We start from the raw sequence: 25,771 nt of genomic DNA on the forward strand, positions 1-25,771 counted from the left end.
CAGTCGCCCGCAGTGCTTCAACGCACTGACGTCGGATTCGTTCGTTGTGGCTACGGCCGGCGTTACGGTCTTCCGGCGCGGGGAACCGTCAGGAGACGTCCTGCGTGAGGGTCGCCGCGATCCGCTCCGTCGCCCAGTCGACCTGATCGCCGGTGATCACCAGCGGCGGAGCGATCCGGATGGTGTGCTCATGGGTGTCCTTGGCGAGAATGCCGCGCGCCTGCAGCGCCAGACAGTAGCGGCGGGCACCGCCGGCTTCCGGATGCAGCTCGATCGCCAGCATCAGCCCGCGCCCGCGCACCTCGCGGATGACGTTGGCGCGGATGTCCTGCAAGCCGGCGAGAAAGCGCGCGCCCTGTTGCGCCGCGTTCTCGATCATTCCCTCGTCGATCAGCACGCGCAGCGCCGCCCGCGCCACCGCGCAGGCCAGCGGATTGCCGCCGAAGGTCGAGCCGTGCTGGCCGGGCCGCAAGGTGCCGAGCACGGCGTTGTTGGAAAGCACCGCCGACACCGGATAGAAGCCGCCCGACAGCGCCTTGCCGAGCAGCGTCACGTCGGCTTCGATCCCTTCGTGCTGCTCGGCGAGCAGCTTGCCGGTGCGGCCGAGCCCGGTCTGAATCTCGTCGAACACGAGCATCACATTGTGCGCGGTGCACAGCTCGCGCACGCGGACGAAATAGCCTGGCGGAGGAATGATGACGCCGGCCTCGCCCTGGATCGGCTCGACCAGGAAGGCCGCGGTGTTCGGCGTGATCGCCTGCTCAAGCGCGGCGGCATCGCCGAACGGGATGATCTTGAAGCCCGGCGCGAACGGGCCGAAATGGTCGCGCGAGCCGGGGTCGGTCGAGAAGCCGACGATCCCGAGCGTGCGTCCGTGGAAATTATTGGCGCAGACGATGATCTCGGCCTGCCCGTCCGGCACGCCCTTGACCTCATAGGCCCATTTGCGCACCGACTTGATCGCGCTCTCCACCGCTTCGGCGCCGCTGTTCATCGGCAGCACCTTGTGCGAGCCGGTCAGTTCCGCGAGCTCGCGGTAGAAGGGAGCGAGCTGGTCGTTGTGGAAGGCACGCGAGGTCAGCGTCAGCCGATGCGCCTGCTCGATCATGGCTGCGAGGATCTTGGGATGGCAGTGGCCCTGGCTCACCGCCGAGTAGGCCGAGAGACAGTCGAGATACCGGTTGCCATCGGTATCCCAGACCCAGACGCCTTCGCCGCGGGACAGCACGACCCCGATCGGCTCATAATTGTAGGTGCCGAACTGCGCTTCGGTTGCGAGGAAATCAGTGACCGATGCATTCATCATGCGTCACTCCCGCTGCAGCGCCCGAGAGATTACATCAAATCGCGCCTGCAGTTGATTTGGGCATCAGTTCCTCCACAGGGAAGTCTGTCGCCGGCCAAATGTGTCGTCTTATGCGCTGATGCTGCAGGGCACGCTGAGGAAGCCGCGGAAGCGCACCCGCCCGCCGCGAACCGGCGCGCCGTCGAGCGCGTAGTTCGGAAAGCGTTTGAGGAACCGCGAGATCGCGATGGCGCCTTCGAGGCGCGCCAGCGCCATGCCGGCGCATTGATGCGCGCCGGTGCCGAAGGCGAGGTGGCGGTTCGGCGCGCGCGCGACGTCGAAAGCTTCGGGGTTGGGGAATTGCGCGGGGTCGCGGTTGGCCGCGCCGATGCACAGCGTGACCAGCGTGCCCGCCGGCAGCTTGATGCCGCCGAGCTCGGTCTCTTCCACGATCATGCGGTTGCCGAGCTGGTTCGAGCTTTCGTAGCGCAGCATCTCCTCGACCGCGGTCTTGATCAGCTCGGGCTGCGCGATCAGCCGTTGTTTCTGATCCGGATTTTGGGTGAGCGTCACCAGCCCGTTGCCGATCAGATTGGTCGTGGTCTCATGGCCGGCGTTGAGCAGGAAGATGCAGTTGTGCAGCAATTCCTTCGCGGTCAGCCGCTCGCCATTATCCTCACCCTGGATCAGCCTTGTCAGCACGTCGCGTTCGGGATTGCCGAGCTTGGCGCGGCGGCGTTCAACCAGCGTTTCGAGATAGGCGAGGAAATCCTTCACCGCATTGTTGCCGCGGTCGAACGTCTCCTTGCCGATCACGGGCTCCAGCGCCCCCAAAATCGCCAGCGACCAGTCGCGTAGCGGCTCGCGTTCGTCGTGCGGCACGTCGAGCAGATTGCCGATCACCTCGACCGGAATTGCCGAGGCGAAGTCGCCGATCAGCTCGAACCGGTCGCGGGTCTCGATCCGGTCGAGCAGGCCGTCGACCAGCGCGATCAGGTCAGGCTCCATGCCGGCGATCGCCCGCGGCGACAATGCGCCCATGATCAGCCGCCGCACGCGGGTATGCGCCGGCGGATCGTTGAAGACGAGGCTGGTCGTGTGATGCTCGTAGAGCAGCGAGTTGCCGTATTTCGGCAGGAACTCCTTCTTCTTGTCGGAGGAGAACGCCTTGGTGTTCTTGTAGGCGGCGATGAGGTCGTCGTAGCGGGTGAGAAAATAGCAGCCGTTCGGCAGCCGCTTGACCGGCACGTGCTCACGCAGCGCGCGATAGGTCGGGTAGGGGTCGGCGTAGAACTCCGGCGTCAGCTTCTCTAGGTCGAAGCCGTCAGCCAGTTCTCGCGCGTGTCCGTTCATGGCGCATCCAGCCCAATTAGTTTCATTTGCAACTATCGTAAGCCGCGGGCGGCGGCCGCGCAACACAATTTGCTAGGCGCCGGGAACAGCGCGCCGGGCGCCGCGTGGTGCGAGCAAATCGCAGAGCCATATGCGGTTTTGCGCTTTGATGAAGCGCGCGCGCCCCTCTACAGTCGCGACCAAACAACAAGACCGGAAACGCCAATGCATGCCCGTGCCGACACTGCGGCCTCCTGGCCCGAGGAGATCTTCTCGATATTGCAGCGCTTCGAGGTGCGTCAGGTGCCCTACGTGCCGGACGCCGGCCATTCGCAGCTGATCGAGCGGGTGCTGGGGTCGTCCTCGATGCGCGGCATCGCGCTGACCACCGAAGAGGAGGGCGTAGCGCTGCTCGCGGGCGCCTGGGCCGGCGGCCAGCGCGGCGTGCTGCTGATGCAGTCGAGCGGGGTCGGCAATTGCATCAACATGCTGTCGCTGGTGCAGATCTTCCGCCTGCCGTTCCTTACGCTGGTGACGATGCGCGGCGAATGGGGCGAGTTCAATCCCTGGCAGGTGCCGATGGGCTCGAACACGCAGGGGATTCTCGAACTGTCCGGGATCAAGGTGCTGCGCGCCTCGCACCCTGAAGAGGTCCGCGAAGTCGTCGAGGCCGGCGCAGCGCAGGCCTATAACGCCTGCACGCCCACCGCCGTCCTGCTGTCGCAGCGCCTGATCGGGGCAAAGGTCTTCACCAAATGAGCAAAGCCAATCTCCTCGACCGCCGTGCCGTCGTTTCCGAACTGCTGAAAGATCGCAAGGGCGCCTTCGCCGTCGGCGGCCTCGGCGCCTCGACCTATGACATCGCCGCCGCCGGCGACCACGACCGCAACTTCTATCTCTGGGGCGGCATGGGCGGCGCCGTGATGATCGGGCTCGGCCTCGCGCTGGCCCAGCCGACGCTGCCGGTCGTCGTGATCACCGGCGACGGCGAGATGCTGATGGGGGTGGGAAGCCTCGCTACCGTCGGCCTGCAGCAGCCCAAAAATCTCTCGATCATTGTGCTGGACAATGAGGCTTATGGCGAGACCGGCGGCCAGGCCAGCCACACCGGCGGGCCTGCCGACCTGGTCGGTGTTGCCAAAGCCTGCGGAATCGGTGATAGCCGGGCGATCAGCACGATGGCTGAGGTCGAGGCTTTTGCCTCGTCTTTGCAAGACGTTACGGCAGGGCCGCGGTTCGCCAGCGCAAAGATCGACGGGGCCAATCTGGAGCGCGTGCTGTCTAGCCGCGACGGCACCTACCTCGTGAACCGGATCAGAGGGTCGATCGGCCACACTCCTATTTAAAGTGGCTTTCGCGGTGCAATAGAACCTTGACTTTTGGTAAAGTGAGTGATTACTCACGACCCAAATGTCTACCTTACGCATGACGAGTGACTTGCGGCGTCAGTTGATCCTGAGCGCCGCAAAGCGGTGTTTCGCCCGCAACGGCTTTGCCGGCACCACGACAAAGAGCGTGGCGGCCGCGGCTGCCATTTCGGAAGGGCTGCTGTTCAAGCATTTCCCGTCCAAGGCGGCGCTCTATGCCGAGATCCTTGCCGAGGAGTGCGAGGCGGATCCCGATCTCGCGCATCTGCTCGGGCAGGAGCCCTCGACTGCGACGCTGGTCGAGCTGGTGCAAGGCATGGTCGGTCACTTCATGCAGCTGCGTGATGCGCCTGATCAGGAAGAGGCGCAGCGGATGCGGCTGATGGTGACGAGCCATCTCGACGACGGCGAGTTTGCGCGCCTGCTCTACGACAAGGTCGGCAAGCTGATCGGTCCGACCTTCGCCGCCTCGCTCGAGCGGGCGATTGCCTCCGGCGAGGCCACGAAGATCGGCGACGAGCCGCTCAACCTGTTCTGGTTTGCGCACCATACCGTGCTGATGGGTGCGCTGACCCAGCTGCCTGCGACACCGTGTCTCCCCTACGGCGATGCCGCCGCGGCCGAGCGCCAGCTTTGCCAATTCATCCTTCGCGGCATCGGACTTACCGAAGCCGCAATTTCAACTCATTTGGGCCGCCAGCCGTCGCCGATCGCAGGACCGTCGGTAACTGCAGAAAGTGCATGACATGAATATTCAGACCGAAAGCCACATCTCGGGGCAACCGATCAAGGAGAAGCAAGCCAAGCGTCCCGTCCGCATGGTGCGCTGGTTCATCATCGTAGGCCTGTTGCTGGCCCTGCTCGTCGGTGCGCTGGTCGGCTTCAACGCCTTCCGCAGCCACATGATCGCGCAGTTCTTTGCCAACAATAAGCCGCCGCCGGCGAACGTGTCGGCCGTCGAGGCGAAGACCGAGGTGATTCCGAACCTGCTGACCGCCGTCGGCGATCTCGTCGCCGTGCACCAGGTCAACGTCACGACCGACGTGCCGGGCCGCATCACCGAGATACTGTTCACCGCCGGCAGCCACGTGAAGGCCGGCACGCCGCTGGTGCAGTTGTTCGACGCACCGGAGCAGGGCGACCTCGCCAACTACAAGGCGCAGGCGACCGTGGGCGAGCTGCAGCTCGACCGCGCCAAGCAGCTCGCGTCGCGCCAGTTCGGTCCGCAATCGACCGTCGACACCGCGCAGGCGGCTTACGACCAGGCCAAGGCGGGCATTGCCAAGACCGAGGCGCTGATCTCGCAGAAGCTGGTGCGCGCACCGTTCGAAGGCGATCTCGGCGTGCGCCAGGTCGAAGTCGGCCAGTATCTGACGGCCGGCACTCAGATCGTGTCGCTGACCGATCTGTCGGTGCTGTACGCCAACCTGACCGTCACCGAGAAGCAGAGCTCGCAGATCAAGGTCGGCCAGGCCGTACGCGTCTCGGTCGACGCCTATCCGGGCCGCACCTTCGAGGGCAAGATCACGACCATCGAGCCGCAGATCGCGACCGACACCCGCAACATCCGGGTTCAGGCCACGATCCAGAATCCGGACAGCATCCTCAAGCCCGGCATGTTCGCGACCACCACGATCGTGCTGCCCGGGAAGCCGCCGGTCGTGACCATTCCGGAAACCGCAGTCGACTACACGCTGTATGGCGACTCGGTGTTCCTGATCACCGAGAAGAAGGGCGACGACGGCAAGACCACCCTGACTGCGGACCGCACCTTCGTGAAGACGGGCAACCGCGTCGAGGGCCGCGTCGAGATCCTCAAGGGTCTGAAGGCGGGGGACAAGGTCGTCGCCGTCGGCCAGATCAAGCTGCAGTCGGGCATGGCGGTTGCGATCTCGACCGATCCGCCGCCGCCGGTTCCCGCCGAACCGCCGCGCTACTGATCTTCATTCATCGAACTCGGAGGGCCATCGGCCCTCCGCCACATCTTGCCGCAAGCCGGCAGAACACGAATCGAGTTGGCGATGGCCTTCACTGATATTTTCATCAAGCGCCCGGTGCTGTCGGTCGTCGTCAGCCTGCTGATCCTGCTGATCGGCCTGCGCGCGGCGATGGTTTTGCCAATCCGGCAATATCCGAATCTTTCGAACACCGTCGTGACGATCACCACGTCATACCCCGGTGCGTCGCCCGAGCTGATCAACGGCTTCATCACCACGCCGATCGAGCAGGCCGTCGCGTCGGCCGAAGGCGTCGACTACATGACGTCGAACTCGGTGCTCGGCACTTCGACGATTCAGGTCTACGTCAAGCTCAATCACGATCCGAACCAGGCGCTGACCGAGGTGCTCGCCAAGGTCAACTCGGTCAAATACCTGATCCCGAAGGAAGCCTTCGACCCCGTCGTGACCAAGGCGACCGGTGACACCATCGCCGTGATGTATCTGGGCTTCTCCAGCGAGGAGCTGACCGGATCGTCGATCTCCGACTATCTGACCCGCGTCGTGCAGCCGGTGCTCTCGACGGTCGACGGCGTCGCGTCGGCCGACATCCTCGGCGGCCAGACCTTCGCGATGCGCGTCTGGCTCGATCCGACCCGCATGGCCGGACGCGGCGTGTCGCCCAACGACGTCGCCGCCGCGATCGCCGCCAACAACTTCCAGGCGGCCGCCGGCCAGACCAAGGGCTTCTTCATCGTCTCCAACGTCTCGGCCAATACCGACCTTCAGAACATCGATCAGTTCAAACGGATGATCGTGAAGGCGAAGGACGGCGGCTTTGTGCGCATCGAGGACATCGCGACGGTGGAGCTCGCCGCGCAGTCGACGGACGCCAGTGTTGCCTTCAACGGCGAGCATGCGATCTTCATCGGCATCAAGGCGACGCCGCAGGGCAACCCGCTGACCCTGGTGAAGGGCGTACGGGCGCTGTTTCCCGACCTCGAGCGCAACCTGCCGCCGTCGATGAAGATGAAGGTGGCCTACGACTCCACCAAGTTCATTCAATCGTCGATCGACGAGGTCGAGAAGACGCTCACCGAAGCGGTCCTGATCGTCGTCGTCGTCATCTTCCTGTTCCTGGCCTCGCTGCGGTCGGTGATCATTCCCGTCGTCACCATCCCGCTGTCGCTGATCGGCGTCTGCATCCTGATGCTGGCTGCCGGCTTCAGCTTCAACCTGCTGACGCTGCTGGCGATGGTGCTGGCGATCGGCCTCGTGGTCGACGACGCGATCGTTGTCGTGGAGAACATCCATCGACATCTCGAGGAGGGCCTGCCACCGGTGCAGGCATCGCTGAAGGGTGCCCGCGAGATTGTCGGTCCCGTCATCTCGATGACGATCACGCTGGCGGCGGTGTACGCGCCGATCGGCTTCCTTGGCGGCGTGACCGGCACGCTGTTCCGCGAATTCGCCTTCACGCTGGCCGGCTCGGTGATCGTGTCGGGCGTGATCGCGCTGACGCTGTCGCCGATGATGTGCTCGGTGTTCCTCAAGAGCGCGGAGGAGGGCCGGTTCGCCAGGCTGGTCAATCGCGTGTTCGGCGCGTTGACGCGCGCCTATGGCCGTCAGCTCGACCGTTCGCTCGACTACCGCCCGATCACGGCGCTGTTCGCCGTGACCATCCTCGGTCTGGTCGGCTTCCTCTATATGCACATCCAGAAGGAGCTGGCGCCGCAGGAGGACCAGGGCATCGTGTTCGCGGTGACCAAGGCGCCGAAATACGCCAACATCGACTACATCGATTTCTACGGCGACAAGATGGACAAGGAGTTCCAGAAGTTTCCCGAGACCGACCTGCGGTTCATCCTGAACGGCATCACCGGTCCGCAGGGCGGCTTCGCGGGCATGCTGCTCAAGCCGTGGGATGAGCGCAAGCGCAGCGCGCAGGCGCTGCAGCCGCTGGTTCAGGCGGAGCTGTCCAAGATCGAGGGCATCAGCGCGTTCGCGTTCAGCCTGCCGCCGCTGCCCGGCGGCCCCGGCGGTCTGCCGGTGCAGATGGTGATCTCGTCGACGGCCGGATTCCAGCAGGTGTTCGACCAGATGAACAAGCTGAAGGATGCGGCGCGCAAGAGCGGCCTGTTCATCGTCACCGACAGCGACCTCGACTTCAACCAGCCGGTGGTCCGGGTGAAGGTCGATCGCTCCAAGGCGAGCGACCTCGGCATCACCATGCAGTCGATCGGCGGCGCCCTGGCGACGTTGCTCGGCGGCAACTATGTCAACCGCTTCAATCTGGAGGGACGCTCCTACCAGGTGATCCCGCAGGTGCCGCGCGCCAGCCGGCTCGCGCCCGAGGCATTCAACGATTACTACGTTCCCACCGCGACCGGGCAGCTGGTGCGGCTGTCGACCGTGGTTTCGGTCGAGACCGGCGTCGATCCGAACGCGCTGACCCACTACAACCAGCTCAACTCGTCGACCTTCCAGGCGGTGCCGATGCCCGGCGTCTCGATGGGCCAGGCGGTGGAGTTCCTGCAGGGTGAAGCCAAGAAGCTGCCGTCCGGCTTCAGCTACGACTTTCTGGCCGACTCCCGGCAATACGTCCACGAAGGCAATCAGCTGCTGGTCACCTTCGCGTTCGCCATCATCATCATCTTCCTGGTGCTGGCGGCGCAGTTCGAGAGCCTGCGCGACCCGTTCGTGATCATGATCTCGGTGCCGATGGCAATCGTCGGCGCCTTGATCCCGCTGTTCTTCGGCGTCGCCACTATGAACATCTACACCCAGGTGGGCCTGCTGACGCTGGTCGGACTGATCACCAAGCACGGCATCCTGATGGTGGAGTTCGCCAACGAGCTGCAGCTCAACGAGGGACTGGACCGCCGAGCGGCGATCGAGATGGCTGCCCGGATCCGCTTGCGTCCGATCCTGATGACGACGGCGGCCATGGTCACCGGCCTGCTGCCGCTGCTCACGGCCTCGGGCGCCGGCGCTGCCAGCCGCTTCTCGATCGGGCTCGTGGTCGTGGCCGGTATGACGATCGGCACGCTGTTCACGCTGTTCGTGCTGCCGATGGTCTACACGGTGATCGCGACCGACCACCAGGCCGCGGCCCATTCCGATCGCGCCAAGCAGATCGCCGACTACGAGCTCGACCGTCGCGGCGGCGCGCTGAAACCGACCTGAGCCCTCCAAGCTCATGCTCGCAGGGAAGGCGGCGCTGGCGAAAGCCACTGCCGCCTTTTCTTTGTCCCGTGATAGCCTTTGCCGAGGGCGGGCAGAAAGTAACTCGCCTCAGGAAATCCGGAGGAAACAGGCATGGCGAGCGAGTTTGCGGCGGGCAATTACCGGTTCATTCCGGCCGTGTTCCAATATTCAAGCGGCGCGCAGGCGAACGCGGGTTTTGAGATCGAGCGGGTGCGCTTCGATCGCCTGCTGCCGCTCGCGGAAGGTTTTGCGCGGATCGCGGCCTACATCAAGGATGCCGGCCGGCCGCTGACCGCGTTCTGCGCCTGCGAGTTGCGTTCGCCGGCCGCCTTCACCGAGGACGGCTTCCGCGCCTTCAACCAGCACTACGTCAAGACGCTCACCGAATGGGGGCTGTTCGACGGCACCATCAATCCGGTGGCGCGCAGCAATGTCTGTCCCGAGATCGATCCGCCGGCCGAGCCGTCGTTCCATGCGTTCTCGATCACGCGGCCGAGCACGACGACGTCGCCCTCCTTCGTGATCGCCGGCGGCGCGGAGGCACGCGGCGGCACCGCCAGCTATCCCGACCGCATCGTTTGCTATCGCGATCTCAGTCCCGGCGCGTGGCGGGAGAAGGTCCGCTTCACCGCCGGCGAGATGGAGCGCCGTCTGGCGGAGTTCAGCTTCGGCTGGCAGGGGACGACGGCGGTGCAGGCCTACACCGTGCACGACATCCATCCCGTGCTCGTCGACGAGCTGGTCCGCCGCGGCGCCACCCGCTCCGGCCTGACCTGGCACTTCTGCCGCCCGCCGGTGGTCGATCTCGAATACGAGATGGATTGCCGCAGGGTGCTAAGGGAAGTGGTGATCTAAAGCATGATCCGGAAAAGTGCGAAGCGGTTTTCCGAAAAGATCATGCTCAAACAAAGAGCTAAGGCGCGATGACGATTCAACCTAATCTCATCGCGCTTTAGCTTTCGTCGTCATTGCGAGAAGCGAAGCGACGAAGCAATCCATAGCTCCGCACGCTCGGTGATGGTGGATTGCTTCGCTTCGCTCGCAATGACGCGAACTTGGTGTCACGCAACTCTCCCCGTCATCCCGCGAAGGCGAAGCCTTTGCGCGGGGATGACGGAGAGGGATGGGCGCGCTCAGTTTGCAGTCACCGCGCCTTCGGGTCCAGCGCGTCGCGCAGGCCGTCGCCGACCAGATTGAACGACAACACGACCAGGAAGATCGCAAGCCCCGGCCAGACCGCCATCCATGGCGCGCTTGTCAGGAAGCGTTGCGCGGCGTTGAGCATGCTGCCCCAGGACGGCGCCGGCGGCTGCTGGCCGAGGCCGAGGAACGACAGCGCGGCCTCGGCGATGATCGCGGCCGCGATCGACAGCGTCGCCTGCACCAAAAGTGCCGGCAGGATGTTGGGCAGGATGTGGACCAGCGCGATCCGCCAGCGCGGATTGCCCATCGCGCGCGCCGCCTCGACATAGTCCTCGACTTTGACGCTCATCACCTGGCCGCGGGTCAGGCGGATGAAGATCGGGGTCGCCGAGACGCCGATCGCGATCATCGCGTTGCCGAGGCTCGGGCCGAGGAACGCCGCGAGCGCGATCGCCAGGATCAGGAACGGGCAGGCCAGCATCGCATCGGTGATGCGGCTGATCAGCGCGTCGATGAAGCCGCCGCGATAGCCGGCGACGAGGCCGAGCGGTACGCCGATCGCAAGCGCGATGCCGACCGAGATGACGCCGGCAAGCAGCGAGGCGCGGGCGCCGAACACGACGCGGGCCAGCACATCGCGGCCGAGCTCGTCGGTGCCGAACCAGTGCTGCGCCGACGGCGCCTTGCGCACCAGCGACCAGCTCGTCGCAATGGGATCATAGGGAACGATCAGCGGCGCGAACACGGCGAGCAGGATGAAGATCGCGATCACGGCGAGGCCGAGCACGGCGCCCTTGCGCCGGATCAGCCGCCGCCAGGCGCGCCGCGCCGGGCTTTCCAGCGTTTCGGCGACGGCAAGCGAAGCGGCAGTGGTGAGTGTCGCGTCCGTCATCTGGTCAGCCCCTCAGCCGCGGGTTGACGAGGATGTAGGCTATGTCGGCGATCAGGTTGAGCGTGATGTAGATCGTCGCCGTGGTCAGCACCACGCCCTGCACGACGGCATAGTCGCGATTGAACACGGCATCGACGATCAGCTTGCCGAAGCCCGGGATCGAGAAGATCTGCTCGGTGAGGACCGCGCCTGACAGCAGCGTGCCGAGCTCGAGTGCGCCGAGCGTGATGATCGGCGTCAGCGCGTTGCGCATCGCATGCTTGAGGATCACCGTCCGCTCGGACAGGCCCTTGGCGCGCGCGGTGCGGACATAGTCGCTCTCCAGCACCTGCAGCATGGCGCTTCGTGTGTGCCGCATCAGGATCGCCGCGATCGCATTGCCGAGCACGAAGGCCGGCATGATTGACGCGGCGATGCTGGCGCGCCAGTTCTCGGTCAGCGGCACGTAGCCGGACGCCGGCAGCCAGCCGAGTTCGATGGAGAACAGGAAGATCAGCATGATGCCGAGCCAGAAGTTCGGCGTCGAGATGCCCCACAGCGCGAACAGATTGGCGCCGTAGTCCCAGGCCGTGCCCTTCTTCACCGCCGAGACGATGCCGGCGGGAATGCCGATCAGGAAGGCTATCACGATCGCCATGCCTGCAAGCTGCAGCGTCACCGGCAGCTTCTGCGCGATCAGCTCCAGCACCGGCATCTTGTTGCGCAAGGACTCGCCGAAGTCACCCGACAGCACGCCCTTGATCCAGTAGACATATTGCACAGGGATCGGCTGATCGAGATGGTACTGCGCGCGGATCTGCGCGATCACCGCAGGATCGCGTTCCTCGCCGGCCATCACCAGCGCCGGATCACCCGGCAGCAGATGCTGCAGCGAGAAGATCAAGACCGAAACGAAGAACAGCGTCGGGACGATCTGAGCCAGCCGCTTGGCAAGGAAGTTCAGCATGGCGATGCTCGTGTCCCGGACACCGGCGTGATCATTTCAGCTTCAGCCCGACCACGCGCACCAGCCCATCGGGCATCTGCTTGTAGCCGTCGAGTTTGGTGGCGTGCGCGATGATGATGCGGCGATGGTAGATGTAGAGGAGCGGCTCGTCCTCCTGTTCCAGCTTGGTCAGCTTGGCGTAGATCGCCTTGCGCTGCGCCATGTCGGTGGTGAGGCGGGCGTCGTCGAGCGCCTTGTCGGCCTCGGGACTGGCCCAGGCGCTGTAGTTCTGCGGCGCATCCTTGTGCAGGAAGACATAGGAGTTGCCGTCCGGATCGATGCGGCCGCTCCACGCCAGCATATAGGCCTGGTATTCCCCGGCCTCGGCCTGCTTCAGCGAGGTCGCGAATTCGGTGACCCGGATTTTCAAGTCGAAGCCGGCCTCCGCCGCCATCGATTGAATGACCTGCGCGGTGGCTTCGGTCTCGGGGCCCTTCGGCACCATGAAATCGACGCTGACCGGCGGCGTCACGCCGGCCTCCTTCAACAGCGCCTTGGCCTTTGCGACATCGCGCGGGCGGATCGGAAAGTCCTTCTGGTAGTAAGGATGATCCGGGCTCAGCCACTGGTTTCCAGGCTTGAACTCGCCGTTGAACACGACCTGGTTGATCGCCTCGCGGTCGATCGACAGATCAAGCGCTTGCCGGACCTTGGCGGACTGGCTGAGGGCACCCTTGGCCTTGTCCTTGCCGATGTTGAGCGTGATGCCCTGATAGCCGAGCTCGATCGCGCTCGAGACCTTCAGCCGCGAATCCGCTCGCACGTCCTTCAGGTCGGTCGCCAGCACGCGTTCGATCAGGTCGAGCCCGCCGGATTTGAGATTGGCAAGCCGCACCGTGGCGTCCACGATCGGCAGATAGACGATGCGGTCGATGAAGACATTGTCCTTGTTCCAGTAGTCGGCAAATTTCTCCAGCACGATGCGGTCCTGCTGCACGCGCTCGACGAATCTGTAGGGACCGGCGCAGACCGGATGCAGGCCGAACTTGTCGCCGGCAGCCTTGGCGGCCTTCGGCGACACCATCATGCCGGCGCGGTCGGTGAGCTGCGCGATCAGGGGCGAGAACGGTGCCTTGAGCACCAGCTTGATGGTTAGGGGATCGACGACATCGATGTGATCGATGCTGGCAAGCTCCGGCTTGCGGAACGAGCCGGGGAAGGTCAGATGCCGCTCCAGCGAGAATTTGGCTGCCTCCGCATCGAGCGGCTCGCCATCCTGGAACTTGACGCCAGGCCTGAGCTTGATCGTGACCTCCTTGCCGTCGGCGGAGGTCTCGTGCGACAGCGCGAGCTGTGGCACGATGTTGAGCTTCTCGTCGATGTCGAACAGCTTGTCGCACAGCGCGGCAAACACGATGCGACCGACATAGGTGCGTGCCATGGTCGGGTCGAGCACGTCGGGGTCCTCGGCAAGACCGATCCGCAGCGTGGTCTGTGCCTGGGCGCCAGCCGCCAGCGATAGCAGCAGGGCGGCAACGGTTGCCGCCAAACCAAACATCCTCATCACACAGCTCCCCATTTTCATGCCTGCGGCACCGTCCCGAAATGACCAACCCCGCCGCGCCCGGTCCCTTCCGCGGCTCCGCTGAAGGCCGCCACCAATTTGTCCAGCGACGGCGAGAAGCCACCGTCAGAGGGGACGATACTCTCGGCGGGCGGCAGGTCCGCGATGCGGTGACAGGCCGTGGCGTGGCCCGTGTCATCCGCCAGCAATAGCGGAACCTCGCTGCGGCAGCGCGCGATCGCATAGGGACAGCGGGTATGGAAGCGGCAGCCGGAGGGCGGATTGAGCGCGCTCGGCAGCTCGCCCTCCAGCACGATGCGGCTGCGCTTCGCACGCGGCTTCGGCACCGGGATCGCCGACAACAGCGCGCGGCTGTAGGGATGGCGCGGGGCCGCGAACAGCGCCTGTGCATCGGCGGTCTCGACGATGGTGCCGAGGTTCATCACGGCGACGCGGTCGGCGATGTGCTTCACGACGGCCAGATCGTGCGAGACGAAGATATAGGCGAGCTTCAGGCCGTCCTGCAGGTCGCGCAGCAAATTCAGGATCTGCGAGCGGATCGAGACGTCGAGCGCCGACACCGGCTCGTCGCAGATGATCAGCTTCGGCTCGACCGCGAGCGCGCGGGCAATCGCGATGCGCTGGCGCTGGCCGCCGGAGAATTCATGCGGATAGCGCCGCGCGAAGCGCGGCTCGAGCCCGACCAGGCGCAACAGCTGCTCGACGCGCTCGCGGCGAGCCGGCGGCGGCACAAGATTGTGCAGCGCCAGCGGCTCGGTCAGGATCTGGCTCACCGTCATGCGCGGGTTGAGCGAGGCGTAGGGGTCCTGGAAGATCAGCTGCGCGTCGCGGCGGAATGCGCGGAGCTGCTCGGCATTGAGCGTGCCAAGGTCGCGGCCCTCGAAGCGGATACGTCCGGCATCCGGCTCGATCAGCCGCAGCACCAGCCGGCTGACGGTGGATTTGCCGCAGCCGGATTCGCCGACCAGCGCCAGCGTCTTGCCGGCCTCGACCGTGAAGCTGACGCCGTCGACCGCCTTCACATGGGCGGTCGGCCGGCCGAACAGCGAGCGTTCGGCGACGAAATGCTTCACCAGCCCTTCGACCTCGAGCAGCGCAGTCATGACACCAGCCGCTCCAGCGGCGCGCGGATGCAGCGCGAGGCGTGGGTCGGGCTCAGCAGCGCGAGCGGCGGCGGCGATTTGGTGCAGGCATCCTCGACGAACGGGCAGCGCGCGGCAAAGCGGCAGCCGGCGGGCGGGTTCGCCATGTTCGGCACCATGCCCTCGATGGTGGCGAGACGGCTGGTGCGGCGGTCGAGCCGCGGGATCGAGCCGAGCAGGCCGACCGTGTAGGGATGCTGCGGATTGGCAAACAGCTCGTCGACCGGCGCGCGCTCGACGATCTCGCCGGCATACATCACCGCGACCTCGTCGCAGACTTCGGCGACGACGCCGAGATCGTGGGTGATCAGGATGATCGCGGCGCCGCTCGCGGCCTTCAGCTCCCGCATCAGATCGAGGATCTGCGCCTGCAAGGTGACGTCGAGCGCGGTGGTCGGCTCGTCGGCGATCAGAAGCTGCGGATCGCAGGCCAGCGCCATCGCGATCATCACGCGCTGGCGCATGCCGCCGGAAAGCTTGTGCGGAAATTCGTCGACGCGTTTCTCGGGCGAGGGAATATGCACGCGGCGCAGCAGCTCGATGCTGCGTTCGCGCGCCGCGCGCCGGGAGCCGCCGCGGTGGCGCAGAATCGTCTCGGTGATCTGGTCGCCGATGGTGAAGCTCGGGTTGAGCGAGGTCATCGGCTCCTGGAAGATCATCGCGAGGCGATTGCCGCGCAGGTCGCGCAGCGTCGCATCAGGCACGTCGAGCAGGTCGAAGCCGTCGAAGCGGATCGTGCCGGAGACGGCGGCGGATTGCTTCGGCAACAGCCCCATGATCGCAAGCGAGGTCACGCTCTTGCCGCAGCCGGACTCGCCGACCAGGCCGAGCGTGGCGCCGTTGGCGACGGAAAGATCGACGCTGTCGACGGCATGCGTCACGCGGCCGTCGTCGCCCTGGAAGGCGACGCGCAGGCCCTCGATCTCGATCAGCGGGCCTGCCGTCATTCGCGACTCGTGGTTGTCGCCGCGATGCCGGCGTCGATCGTGGCGCGATCGCTGGTTCCGGCCGGGTTGTCGCGGGTCGGCATGAAGCTCCGGAACGGAACCCAGTGCTCTCGGCTGACGGCTTCCAGCCGCTCCAGCTCGCGCAAGGGATCGGTGTGGTCGTCGACGCGCAGATCGAGCGCCGGCCATTCCTCTGCGCCGTGGATCAGAAGAGCCGCCGATTGCTTGCCGCGCTTGTCGCCACCGGCCGCTTCGCCGGCGAACATCGCCTTGATCAGCCGTTCCGCGAACGGCAGCTTCTCGTTCGCGGCATAAACGCGCGCGGTCTCGTCGAGCACCGCGGGTCCGGCCAGCATGTTGCCGGCGATCGAGAACCCGTCGCCGGCGATATGGCCGAACCAGTCGATGCAGTCCTTGCCGGAATGCGCTGCGATGCGGCCCCTGGCGTCCATGACATGGACCTGCCGGCTCTCGCGGCCGCTGTCGGGCGCAATCAGCGCCGCGATCACCTCATGCGGGCTGTTGCCGCCGCGCAGCAGCGCGAGGCCGTCGATGCCGTAATAGGGATTGACCAGCGCCTGCGTCGCCACCGCGCCGATCCCGGGTGCGATGTGCGGCACCAGCGCGCCGACCGCGAAGAACCGCGTCGCGACGGCGATGCCAAGCTGGCCGGTGGCGCTGTCGCGGGCGATGATCGACCAGGTCATCTCGCGTCTCTTCTCCCTCTCCCCGCTCTTCGCGGGGAGAGGGCTGGGGTGAGGGGCTTGTTCCGCGAAGATGGTACAAATCGAGTTCGCGGAGACTCCCCCTCACCCGGATCGCATCTTCGATGCGATCCGACCTCTCCCCGCAAGCGGGGCAAGGTGGAGTTTGGGGCTCGCTCCGCGATCCGACCGGACGTCATCATGCTGTGGCGATCACCTTGTGTTAGCGGCCTGCGGCGTAACCCTGCATGCCGCGCGGATTGGCGGCGGCGCGGCGGCGGGCGCCGACCTTCGAGGCCGCGGTGAGGCGGCCTTCCGACCAATCGGGACCAATCTCAACCACATGGCCGCGGCGTTTCAATTCGTCGATGGTCGATTTCGGCACGCGGTTTTCCAGCACCAGCACACCGGGCCGCGACGTGCGAGGCCAGAACGAGATCGGGAAATGCTCGGAGTGCCAGGCCGGGGCGTCGATCGCCTCCTGCAGATTGAGACCGGCGTGGACATGGCGCAGGAAGAACTGCGTGATCCACTGATCCTGCTGGTCGCCGCCCGGCGAGCCCCAGGAGAGATACGGCTCGCCGTCGCACAGCGCCATGGTCGGCGAGAGTGTGGTGCGCGGCCGCTTGCCCGGCGCGAGCGAGGCAGGGTGGTTCTCCTCGAGCCAGAACATCTGGGCGCGGCTGCCGAGGCAGAAGCCGATCTCGGGAATCACCGGCGAGGACTGCAGCCAGCCGCCGGACGGCGTCGCCGAGATCATGTTGCCGGCCTTGTCGATGATGTCGAAATGCACGGTATCGCCGCGCACCTCGCCGAACCGGCCGACGGTCGGCTCGCCCGCGCCCATGGCGCCGACCGCCTCGCGATGCCCTTCGGCGTGTCGCAACTTCACGACGCCGCCGAAGCCCTCGAGCGAGCCGGGGCGGAAGTCGAGCGAAGCCTTGTCTTTCGAGATCAGCTTGCGCCGTTCGTTGTTATAGGCATCGGACAGCAGCGTCTCGATCGGGATGTCGGTGAATTTCGGGTCGCCGTAGAACGTCTCGCGATCGGCATAGGCAAGCTTGGCGGCTTCGATCTGCAGATGGATGAAGTCGGGGCCTGCGGGATCGAGCCCGTCGAGCTCGAAACCCTTCAGCAGCGCGAGTTGCTGCAGCATCACCGGACCCTGGCTCCAGACCCCGGCCTTCTGCACGGTGTAGCGACCGTAATCATAGGTGAGCGGCGCCTCGATGGTCGGCTGCCAACGCGCCATGTCGTCGGCCGACAGCACGCCGCGGTGCGGCGAGCCGGAGACGTCCATCACCTCCTGGGTGCGGCAGAACTTATCGATCGCCTCGGCGACGAAGCCCTTCGACCAGGCCTGCCGCGCGCGCTCGATCTGCGCCACGCGATCGCCGCCGGCGCTCTCTGCCTCATCGAGGATGCGTGCGTAAGTTTCCGCGAGCTTCTTGTTGGTGAAGATGGTGCCGGGCTTCGGCACCTCGCCGTTGGGCAGATAGACGTCGGCCGATGTAGTCCAGTATTTCCGGAACAGTTGCTCGACGGTCTTGATGGTGGCCGATGCACGCTCGACCAGCGGATAGCCGTCGCGTGCGTAGGCGATCGCGGGCTCCAGCACGTCGCGCAGCTTCATGGTGCCGTAGTCGCGCAGCAGCAGCATCCAGGATTCGAATGTGCCGGGCACGCAGGCCGCAAGCAGGCCGGTGCCGGGCACCATCTCGAGACCCTCGCTGCGATAATGCGCGATGGTTGCCTTCGCCGGCGCCGGGCCCTGGCCGCAGATCACCTCGCTTTTGGCGCGCTTGACGTCGTGCACGATGATCGGAACGTCGCCGCCGGGGCCGTTCAGATGCGGCTCGACCACCTGTAGCGTGAAGGCGGTGGCCACTCCGGCGTCAAAGGCGTTGCCGCCTTTCTCCAGCGTTGCCATGCCGACCGCGGTGGCGATCCAGTGCGTCGAGGTGACGACGCCGAAAGTGCCTTCGATCTCGGGCCGGGTTGTGAACGGATCGGGGTTGATGTTGCTCATGGCGATTGACCGTTCGTCGGTTTGTTGTTGGGCCTCTTTGGCGGGCGCACTTGATCACAGGCCGGCTGGTATGCCAACCGCTTGGTGGACATGGCCGCTCCCATCCGCGTGATCATGCCGGAACGGCGGCGGGACTGTTGACGGCATGGCAGGCGACGCCGTCGATCAGTTCCGGTGTCTTCTGGCGGCAGAGATCGAAGGCGAGGGGACAGCGCGGGTTGAAGGAGCAGCCTGACGGCGGATCGATCGGATTCGGAATCTCGCCCTTCACCGGGATGCGCTGGCGGCCGGACATCGCAAGGTCCGGAACCGCGCCGAGCAGCATCTTCGTGTAGGGCATCCGCGGGTTCTCAAACAATTCTCTGCCCTCGGCGATCTCGACGATGCGGCCGAGATACATCACGCCGATCCGGCTCGCCATGTGGCGGACCACTGCGAGATTGTGGCTGATGAAGAGATAGGTGAGGCCGAACTTGTCCTGCAGATCGCGCATCAGGTTGAGGATCTGCGCCTGCACGGAGACGTCGAGCGCCGAGGTCGGCTCGTCGCAGACGATGAACTCGGCCTCCGATGCCAGCGCGCGGGCGATCGCGATGCGCTGGCGCTGGCCGCCGGAAAATTCATGCGGGAATTTTTGACCGTCGTCGGGGTGCAGGCCGACCAGCGAGAGCAATTCGCCGACTCGAGCCTTGACGTCGCGCTCGCCCTGGATCAGGTCGAAGGCGCGGATCGGCTCGGCGACGATGGCGGCGACCCGGTAGCGCGGATTGAGGCTCGCATAGGGATCCTGGAAAACCATCTGGATGCGCCGGCGCAAGCGGCGGCGCGCCTGGCCCTGCCGCGGGTCGGTCATCGAGACGCCGTCGATGACGACCTCGCCCGAGCTCGGCGGCAGCAGGCCGACCACCATCCGCGCGACCGTGGTCTTGCCGGAACCGGATTCGCCGACCAGCGCGAAGGTCTCGCCGCGCTTGATGTCGAAAGAGACGCCGTCGACGGCTTTCAGGAATTCGAGATGGCCGCCCTCGATCACGCGGTTGAGCCACGGTTTGGAGACGTCGAAGACGCGGCGCAGGTTCCTGACCTCGATCAACGTCCCGCTCATGCCGCCGTCTCCTTCGCCGGCTCAAACAGGTGGCAGGCGACGGATTGCGTGCCCTGCCGGATCGGCTCGGGGCGTTCGACGTGGCAGCGATCGAAGGCAAACGCGCAGCGCGGATTGAACGGGCAGCCCGGCGGAATCGCCGACAGCCGCGGCATCGAGCCGGGGATCTGCACCAGGCGCTTGTCCTCGCCGGCGAGGGTCGGGATCGCGCCCATCAGGCCCTTGGCATAGGGATGCAGCGGGTTGCGCACCACCTCCTGCACCGGGCCGATCTCGGCGATGCGGCCGGAATACATCACCGCAACGCGGTCACAGGTTTCGGCGATCACGCCCATGTCGTGGGTCACCAGCATCACGGCGGTGCCGTGGTCGCGGCCGAGCCGCTTGATCAGCGCGATGATCTGCGCCTGCACGGAGACGTCGAGCGCGGTGGTCGGCTCGTCGGCGATGATCAGTTCGGGCTCGGCGCAGATCGCAAGCGCGATCACGACGCGCTGGCGCATGCCGCCGGAGAATTCGTGCGGGTAGCCGTCTATGCGCTTTTCCGGCGCGGGAATGCCGACCTCGGCCAACAGATCGATAGCGCGCCTGCGCGCGGCGCTCTCGCTCAGATTGCTGTGGGTGCGAATGGTCTCGATGATCTGGTCGCCGATCCGGTAGAGCGGATTGAGGCTGGTCAGCGGATCCTGGAAGATCATGCCGATCCGCTTGCCCCTGATGCGGCGGATCTCCTCCGGCGGAAGATGGTCGATCCGCGTGCCCGAGAGTTCGATCTCGCCGCCGGAAATGCGGCCGGGCGGATCGATCAGTCCGATCACAGCAAGGCCGGTGACCGATTTGCCGGCGCCGGACTCGCCGACCACGCCGAGTACCTCGCCCTTGGCGATGTCGAACGACACGCCGTTGATGGCGCGCAAGGTCGCACGGCGGGTGACGAATTCCACCACGAGATTGCGCACGGAAAGAACAGGCTTGGTCATCGGAGCTTCGGATTGAGTGCGTCGCGCAGCCAGTCGCCGAGCAGGTTGATGGAGAGGATCAGGCCGGCCAGCGCAATGCCGGGGAAGGCGACGATCCACCATTCGCCGGCGAACAGATAGTTGTTGCCGATCCGGATCAGGGTGCCGAGCGAGGGCATGGTGTCGGGCATGCCGGCGCCAAGGAACGACAACGTCGCCTCGGTGATGATCGCGAGCGCGAGGTTGATGGTGGCAATGACGAGGATCGGGCCCATCGTGTTCGGCAGCACGTGCCGCAGCATGATCTTCGGCGCCGGCAGGCCGATCAGCTGCGCCGCGGCCACGTAATCCTTGTTCTTCTCGACCATCACCGAACCGCGCACGGTGCGGGCATATTGCACCCAGAAACTGAGGCCGATCGCGATGATGAGGACGCCGAGCGTGCTCATCTCGTCGAGCCGGTTGCCGAGCAGCGATTTGGCGACGCCGTTGACCAGCAGTGCGATCAGGATCGCGGGGAAGGTGAGCTGCACGTCGGCGATCCGCATGATCACGGTGTCGACCACACCGCCGAAATAGCCCGCGATCAGCCCGAGGGCGATGCCGAGCGCGCCGGCGAAGACCACGCCGGCCAGGCCGACTGCAAGGGAGATGCGCAGGCCGTAGAGGATCGCCGAGAGCACATCGCGGCCCTGCTCGTCGGTGCCGAGCAGGAACGGGCTTTGGCCGTCGGCGGTCCACAGCGGCGCGATCCGCGAGTTGATCAGCTGCAGCTGCGCCGGATCGAACGGGTTCTGCACCGCGAGCCACGACGCGAAGATTGCGAGCAGAAAGAACAGCAGCGTGATCACGGCGGCGACCATCGTCAGCCTGGAGCGACGGAACGAATAGAAGACGTCGCTGTCGAGCGCGCGCCTGAACCAGCCGGCAGGGGCCTGGTGGTCCTGGGAGGGATGGGGGACGACGGCATCGGACATCGGTCAGCCTCTCATGCCGCGCGGCCGACGGTCGAGCGCAAGCGCGGATCGACCACGGTGTAGAGGATGTCGACCACGAGATTGATGGTGACGAAGATCAGCGAGACCATCAACAGATACGCGGCCATGATCGGGATATCGACATTCTGCACGGCCTGCACGAACAGAAGTCCCATGCCCGGCCATTGGAACACGGTTTCGGTGATGATCGAGAAAGCAATAACCGAGCCAAACTGCAGGCCGGCCACCGTGATGACCGGAACCAGGGTGTTCTTCAGCGCATGGCCGAAATGGATCGCGCGCGTGGTCAGCCCGCGGGCGCGGGCGAAGCGGATATAGTCGGTCCGCAACACTTCCAGCATTTCGGCGCGCACCAGCCGCATGATCAGGGTCATCTGGAACAGCCCGAGCGTGATCGCCGGCATGATCAGCGCCTTCAGGCCCGAGACGGTCAGCAGTCCGGTGGTCCACCAGCCGAGCTTCACCACCTCGCCGCGGCCGAAGGAGGGCAGCCAGCCCAGCGTCACCGCGAACAGATAGATCAGCAGGATGCCGATCAGGAAGGTCGGCAGCGAAATGCCGATCAGCGATACCGCCTGGAATAATTTGGCGAGCACGGTGTCGCGGCGCAGCGCCGAATAGACCCCCATCAGGATGCCGGTCACCATCGCGAACAGCGTGGCGCAGATCGAAAGCTCCAGCGTCGCCGGCAGCCGCTCCGCCAGCAGCGAGGAGACCGGCAGGCGGAACTGGTAGGACACGCCGAACTTGAACTGCAGCGCATTGATGAAGTAGCGGCCGAACTGCACCAGCACCGGATCGTCAAGGCCGAGCGAGTGCCGGATTTCAGCGCGCTGCGCGGCCGACGTGTCGATCGAGACGATCTGGTTCACCGGGTCGCCGGCGAAACGGAACATCGCGAACGCAATCACGCCCACGGCGAGCATCACGCCGATCGCCTGCAGGAAGCGGCGAAGAGTGAAAGCCAGCATCTCTACCTTTCACTGCTTTTGACATTCGGCGCGCGGCTTTGCGCGGCCGGAAAGCGCGAGGTCCCGGAAGCCTGCGCTTCCGGGACCCAATTCGCCAAAACCACTATTCACCCTGTTTGGTCGCCCAGTAGAGCAGCACCTGGTTGTCCGCGCGCTGGGTCAATTTGACCTTTTTCGACACGCCCCACACCAGCGGTTGCTGATGCAGCGGAATGTAGCCGTAATCCTTGATGACGATCTCGTAGGCCTGCTTGATCAACTGGTCGCGCTTGGCGGTGTCGCCCTCGATCAGCACCTTGTCGGTGAGCGCGTCGACTTCCTTGTTGCAATAGCCGCCGAGATTGGCCTCGCCCCTTGTGGCATCCTTCGGATCGTCGCGGCAGCCGAGGATGTCGTGCAGCACGTTGTGCGAGTCGGACGTCGCGGGCGTCCAGCCCAGCATGAAGAACGAGGTCTGGTAGCCGCCGGGCTTCAGCACCTTGGCGAAATACTGCGCCTTCGGCTGCGCCAGCAGGTTCACCTTGACGCCGATGCGGGCCAGCATGCCGACCACCGCCTGGCAGATCGCGGCGTCGTTGACATAGCGGTCGTTCGGGCAGTCCATCGTGACTTCGAAGCCGTTCGGATAGCCGGCGTCGGCCAGCAGCTTCTTGGCACCATCGGGATCGAGCTTCGGCCGGGTGAATTCCTTCGACAGCGGATAGAGCTCGGGTGCGATCATCAGCGTCGAGGGGGTCGACATGCCGCGCATGACGCGGGTCTTGATCAGATCGACGTCGATCGTCTTGTAGAAAGCTTCGCGGACGCGGATGTCCTTGAACGGATTCTTGCCCTTGATGTTGGAATACAGCAGCTCGTCGCGCGCCGTATCCATGCCGATGAAGATGGTGCGAATTTCCGGCGCGGTCATGACGGTCGCGACGCCGCTGGAATTGACGCGCTGGATGTCCTGGAGCGGAACCGGTTCGATGACGTCGACTTCGCCGGAGAGCAGCGCGGCAACGCGGGTGGCGTCGGAGCCGATCGGGGTGAAGATGATCTCCTTGAGATTATGCTCGGGCTTGCGCCAATAGCCTGGAAACGCCTTGAACACGGTCTTCACGCCGGGCTGGTGGCTCTCGATCGTGAAGGGGCCTGTGCCGTTCTCGTGCAGCGCCGCGTAACTCGGCGTGGTTGCGGAGGCCGGCGTCGGTGCGACCGAGTTGTTCTCCTCGCACCACTTCTTGTCCATGATGTACCAGCTATCCCATTGCGAGATCAGGATGGGATTGGGCGAGTCCAGCGTTACGTCGACGGTGTAGTCGTCGACCTTGCTGAACTTGGCGTCGGCCGGGACGTTGCTGAGGAAGTTGGAGCCCTTGGCGCGGACGCGCTCGGCCGAGAACAGCACGTCGTCGGCGGTGAAGGGATCGCCATTGTGGAATTTCACGCCCTTGCGCAGATGGAAGCGCCATTTGGTCGGGCTCAGCGTCTCCCAGCTTTCCGCCAGGGCGGGAATGATCTTGAGGTCCTTGTCGCGCGCGGTGAGGCCTTCGTAGACGTGGGCGTGGTGCGCGATCGTCGTGGTTTCCTTCAGCGTGTAGGGATCCAGCGACTTCAGCTCGCCCTGGTTGGCATACTTCAACGTCTGGGCCGATGCCGGCAAAGCAAAGGCGACGAGTGCGGCGATAGTCGCCGCAAACAAGCTCCAACGTACCGACATGTAATCCCGCGTCCCCGTTTTTGTCCGCCGGCTGCTTTGTCCGGCTGGTATTATTGATCCATGTTGCCAGAGTTTACCGGCCGCGCAAGCGCGATTTGCCAAAGGGTTAACCCGTCCGCGCGGGTGCAGCGCAATGAACCGGATTGGAGAGTAGGCTGTTGGCGCGAACGCGTGACATTCGACTTTCGGAGTGCCGCTTGTCGGTCACGGGAATGATCACCGGCGCGCCCTGCTTATGCCGGCCGCTCCAACCAGTTTGGGAGCAAGGGCTCCAAACGGTTTGGAGCAGGGGCTCCAAGCGGATTGGAGCAACCGCTCCAAACGGTTTGGTTGACCATAACGGATGATTGAGGCCGACTGCCCCCCGGGGCAGGTACGGCTCGCTTGCGCAACTCGCCCCGTCCCGGCGATACTATGGCGGGCCAAGGCGCATTTGAGGAGGCGGATATGAAGGTCAACGTCGAGATAGATTGTACGCCCCTCGAAGCGCGGCAATTCTTCGGCCTGCCGGATGTGGCGCCGATGCAGGCCGCGGTGATGGACAAGCTGCAGCAGCAGATGACGTCGAACATCGAGAAGATTTCGCCGGAATCGCTGATGCAGAGCTGGTTCACCTTCGATCCCAAGCTCGCCGAGCGCTTCCAGGACATGTTCGTGGCGATGGCCGGCTTCGGCGGCTCGAGCAAGAAGAAATAGTGACTGACATGGACAGGAGCGTTGATGGGACCGAACGCCGGTTGCGCCCGCCGAGCCTGTTCCTGATGTTGGCGGAGGCGCGCGGCGTGCTCGAACTCAATTCGAGCCTGCTGCTGTCGCCCCTCCTGATGCAGGCGCCGAAGGGCGATGGTCATCCGGTGCTGGCGCTGCCGGGCTTCCTCGCCAGCGACCTTTCGATGGCGCCGATGCGGCGCTATCTGAAGGAGCTCGGCTACGACGCCTATGCCTGGAACATGGGCCGCAATTTCGGTGGGATTTCCAGCAGGCGGGCTGCGCTGCGCGATCTGCTGAAGCGGGTCCATGAGGCGACGGGGCGCAAGGTCTCGATCATCGGCTGGAGCCTCGGCGGCGTCTATGCGCGCGACCTGGCGTTGCAGATGCCGGAGCTGGTGCGCTCCATCATCACGCTGGGCAGTCCGTTCGCCGACGACATCCGCGCCACCAATGCGACGCGGCTCTATGAGCTGCTGTCCGGCGAAGGTGTCGACGACATCCCGGAGATCCGCACCGCGATCGCCGGCGACATGCCGGTGCCGACGACCTCGATCTATTCCCGCACCGATGGCATCGTGAACTGGCGGACCTCGCGCGTGCGGCCGTCGGCCACCGCCGAGAACATCGAGGTGCATTTCGCCAGCCATATCGGCCTCGGCGTCAATCCCGCGGCGCTGTGGGCGATTGCGGACCGGCTGGCCCAGCCGGAAGGGGAATTCCGGCATTTTGACCGCTCGGGCCCCTTTGCCATTGCCTACGGGCCGCCAGAACAGGCACTATCCTGACCAAACGACGAGAAGCGCCGCCCAAGGCGCCCGCGTAAGTAGGCT

The 25,771-nt window shown here is 65.2% G+C and carries 22 protein-coding genes; 8 read left to right on the plus strand and 14 right to left on the minus strand.

All coding sequences use genetic code 11. The annotated features are described in order from the left end of the window. Positions 1 to 88: 88 nt before the first annotated feature. Both rocD and QA639_RS14760 read right to left on the minus strand, forming a co-directional pair. Positions 89 to 1,303 (minus strand): ornithine--oxo-acid transaminase, encoded by a 1,215-nt coding sequence (gene rocD, locus QA639_RS14755; RefSeq protein ID WP_050386060.1) that lies wholly within the window; start codon positions 1,301 to 1,303, stop codon positions 89 to 91. A gap of 111 nt (positions 1,304 to 1,414) precedes the next feature. Further along, entirely contained in the window at positions 1,415 to 2,638 is a 1,224-nt protein-coding gene (locus tag QA639_RS14760) for a cytochrome P450 (protein ID WP_157348260.1), read from the minus strand. Positions 2,639 to 2,842: 204 nt separating this feature from the next. Here QA639_RS14760 and QA639_RS14765 point away from each other — a divergent pair, with 204 nt between their 5' ends. The 6 genes from QA639_RS14765 (at position 2,843) to cnbZ (ending at position 9,983) form a co-directional block, all read left to right on the plus strand. Next, entirely contained in the window at positions 2,843 to 3,376 is a 534-nt protein-coding gene (locus QA639_RS14765; RefSeq protein ID WP_028331843.1) for a thiamine pyrophosphate-binding protein, read from the plus strand. Then, a complete protein-coding gene (locus tag QA639_RS14770) occupies positions 3,373 to 3,963 on the plus strand; it encodes a thiamine pyrophosphate-dependent enzyme (protein ID WP_157348259.1) in 591 nt (196 codons plus the stop codon). Before QA639_RS14765 ends, QA639_RS14770 begins: the two co-directional genes overlap by 4 nt. A gap of 64 nt (positions 3,964 to 4,027) precedes the next feature. Beyond that, the gene (locus QA639_RS14775) at positions 4,028 to 4,729 is read left to right on the plus strand and encodes a TetR/AcrR family transcriptional regulator (RefSeq protein ID WP_028331841.1); all 702 of its coding nucleotides are present in this window, start codon (positions 4,028 to 4,030) and stop codon (positions 4,727 to 4,729) included. 1 nt (position 4,730) lies between these two features. Next, entirely contained in the window at positions 4,731 to 5,924 is a 1,194-nt protein-coding gene (locus tag QA639_RS14780; protein WP_016842923.1) for an efflux RND transporter periplasmic adaptor subunit, read from the plus strand. 81 nt (positions 5,925 to 6,005) lie between these two features. Next, positions 6,006 to 9,107 carry a multidrug efflux RND transporter permease subunit gene (locus QA639_RS14785; RefSeq protein WP_028331840.1) on the plus strand — a complete coding sequence of 1,034 codons (3,102 nt, stop codon included), beginning with the start codon at positions 6,006 to 6,008 and terminating at the stop codon, positions 9,105 to 9,107. Positions 9,108 to 9,239: 132 nt separating this feature from the next. Further along, entirely contained in the window at positions 9,240 to 9,983 is a 744-nt protein-coding gene (gene cnbZ / locus QA639_RS14790; RefSeq protein ID WP_157348257.1) for a 2-amino-5-chloromuconate deaminase CnbZ, read from the plus strand. A 289-nt stretch (positions 9,984 to 10,272) separates the two neighbouring features. Here the strand turns inward: cnbZ and QA639_RS14795 are convergent, their stop codons facing one another. The 12 genes from QA639_RS14795 to QA639_RS14850 all read right to left on the minus strand — a co-directional run bounded on the left by QA639_RS14795 (position 10,273) and on the right by QA639_RS14850 (position 24,230). Further along, complete coding sequence (locus QA639_RS14795) at positions 10,273 to 11,163, minus strand: ABC transporter permease (protein WP_028331838.1); 891 nt, start codon at positions 11,161 to 11,163, stop codon at positions 10,273 to 10,275. A gap of 4 nt (positions 11,164 to 11,167) precedes the next feature. Continuing rightward, on the minus strand, positions 11,168 to 12,109 hold the full coding sequence (locus QA639_RS14800) for an ABC transporter permease (protein WP_028331837.1): 942 nt from the start codon (positions 12,107 to 12,109) through the stop codon (positions 11,168 to 11,170). A gap of 31 nt (positions 12,110 to 12,140) precedes the next feature. After that, entirely contained in the window at positions 12,141 to 13,652 is a 1,512-nt protein-coding gene (locus QA639_RS14805; RefSeq protein ID WP_283090120.1) for an ABC transporter substrate-binding protein, read from the minus strand. A gap of 17 nt (positions 13,653 to 13,669) precedes the next feature. Further along, a complete protein-coding gene (locus tag QA639_RS14810; protein ID WP_283090121.1) occupies positions 13,670 to 14,776 on the minus strand; it encodes an ABC transporter ATP-binding protein in 1,107 nt (368 codons plus the stop codon). Continuing rightward, positions 14,773 to 15,762 (minus strand): ABC transporter ATP-binding protein, encoded by a 990-nt coding sequence (locus QA639_RS14815; protein ID WP_283090122.1) that lies wholly within the window; start codon positions 15,760 to 15,762, stop codon positions 14,773 to 14,775. The genes QA639_RS14810 and QA639_RS14815 overlap by 4 nt, the downstream gene beginning before the upstream one ends. Then, positions 15,759 to 16,469, minus strand: coding sequence for a DUF1028 domain-containing protein (locus tag QA639_RS14820; RefSeq protein WP_028331833.1), 711 nt, complete (start codon positions 16,467 to 16,469; stop codon positions 15,759 to 15,761). The genes QA639_RS14815 and QA639_RS14820 overlap by 4 nt, the downstream gene beginning before the upstream one ends. 220 nt (positions 16,470 to 16,689) lie before the next feature. Further along, entirely contained in the window at positions 16,690 to 18,495 is a 1,806-nt protein-coding gene (locus QA639_RS14825; protein ID WP_028331832.1) for a gamma-glutamyltransferase family protein, read from the minus strand. A 112-nt stretch (positions 18,496 to 18,607) separates the two neighbouring features. Next, positions 18,608 to 19,600, minus strand: coding sequence for an ABC transporter ATP-binding protein (locus QA639_RS14830; protein WP_028331831.1), 993 nt, complete (start codon positions 19,598 to 19,600; stop codon positions 18,608 to 18,610). Beyond that, positions 19,597 to 20,580: an ABC transporter ATP-binding protein gene (locus QA639_RS14835; protein ID WP_028331830.1), complete on the minus strand. Its 984-nt coding sequence runs from the start codon at positions 20,578 to 20,580 to the stop codon at positions 19,597 to 19,599. Before QA639_RS14835 ends, QA639_RS14830 begins: the two co-directional genes overlap by 4 nt. Next, positions 20,577 to 21,536 carry an ABC transporter permease gene (locus QA639_RS14840; RefSeq protein ID WP_028331829.1) on the minus strand — a complete coding sequence of 320 codons (960 nt, stop codon included), beginning with the start codon at positions 21,534 to 21,536 and terminating at the stop codon, positions 20,577 to 20,579. Before QA639_RS14840 ends, QA639_RS14835 begins: the two co-directional genes overlap by 4 nt. A gap of 11 nt (positions 21,537 to 21,547) precedes the next feature. After that, positions 21,548 to 22,528, minus strand: coding sequence for an ABC transporter permease (locus QA639_RS14845; protein ID WP_283090123.1), 981 nt, complete (start codon positions 22,526 to 22,528; stop codon positions 21,548 to 21,550). 103 nt (positions 22,529 to 22,631) lie between these two features. Beyond that, positions 22,632 to 24,230 (minus strand): ABC transporter substrate-binding protein, encoded by a 1,599-nt coding sequence (locus QA639_RS14850; protein ID WP_157348253.1) that lies wholly within the window; start codon positions 24,228 to 24,230, stop codon positions 22,632 to 22,634. 447 nt (positions 24,231 to 24,677) lie between these two features. On the opposite strand from QA639_RS14850, the gene QA639_RS14855 reads away from it, so the two are divergent. Beyond that, positions 24,678 to 24,926 (plus strand): DUF6489 family protein, encoded by a 249-nt coding sequence (locus QA639_RS14855; protein WP_028331826.1) that lies wholly within the window; start codon positions 24,678 to 24,680, stop codon positions 24,924 to 24,926. 8 nt (positions 24,927 to 24,934) lie between these two features. Continuing rightward, positions 24,935 to 25,726 (plus strand): alpha/beta hydrolase, encoded by a 792-nt coding sequence (locus tag QA639_RS14860; RefSeq protein WP_157348252.1) that lies wholly within the window; start codon positions 24,935 to 24,937, stop codon positions 25,724 to 25,726. Positions 25,727 to 25,771: the final 45 nt, after the last annotated feature.

Source organism: Bradyrhizobium pachyrhizi (assembly GCF_029714545.1).
In the GTDB taxonomy this organism is placed as follows: domain Bacteria; phylum Pseudomonadota; class Alphaproteobacteria; order Rhizobiales; family Xanthobacteraceae; genus Bradyrhizobium; species Bradyrhizobium pachyrhizi.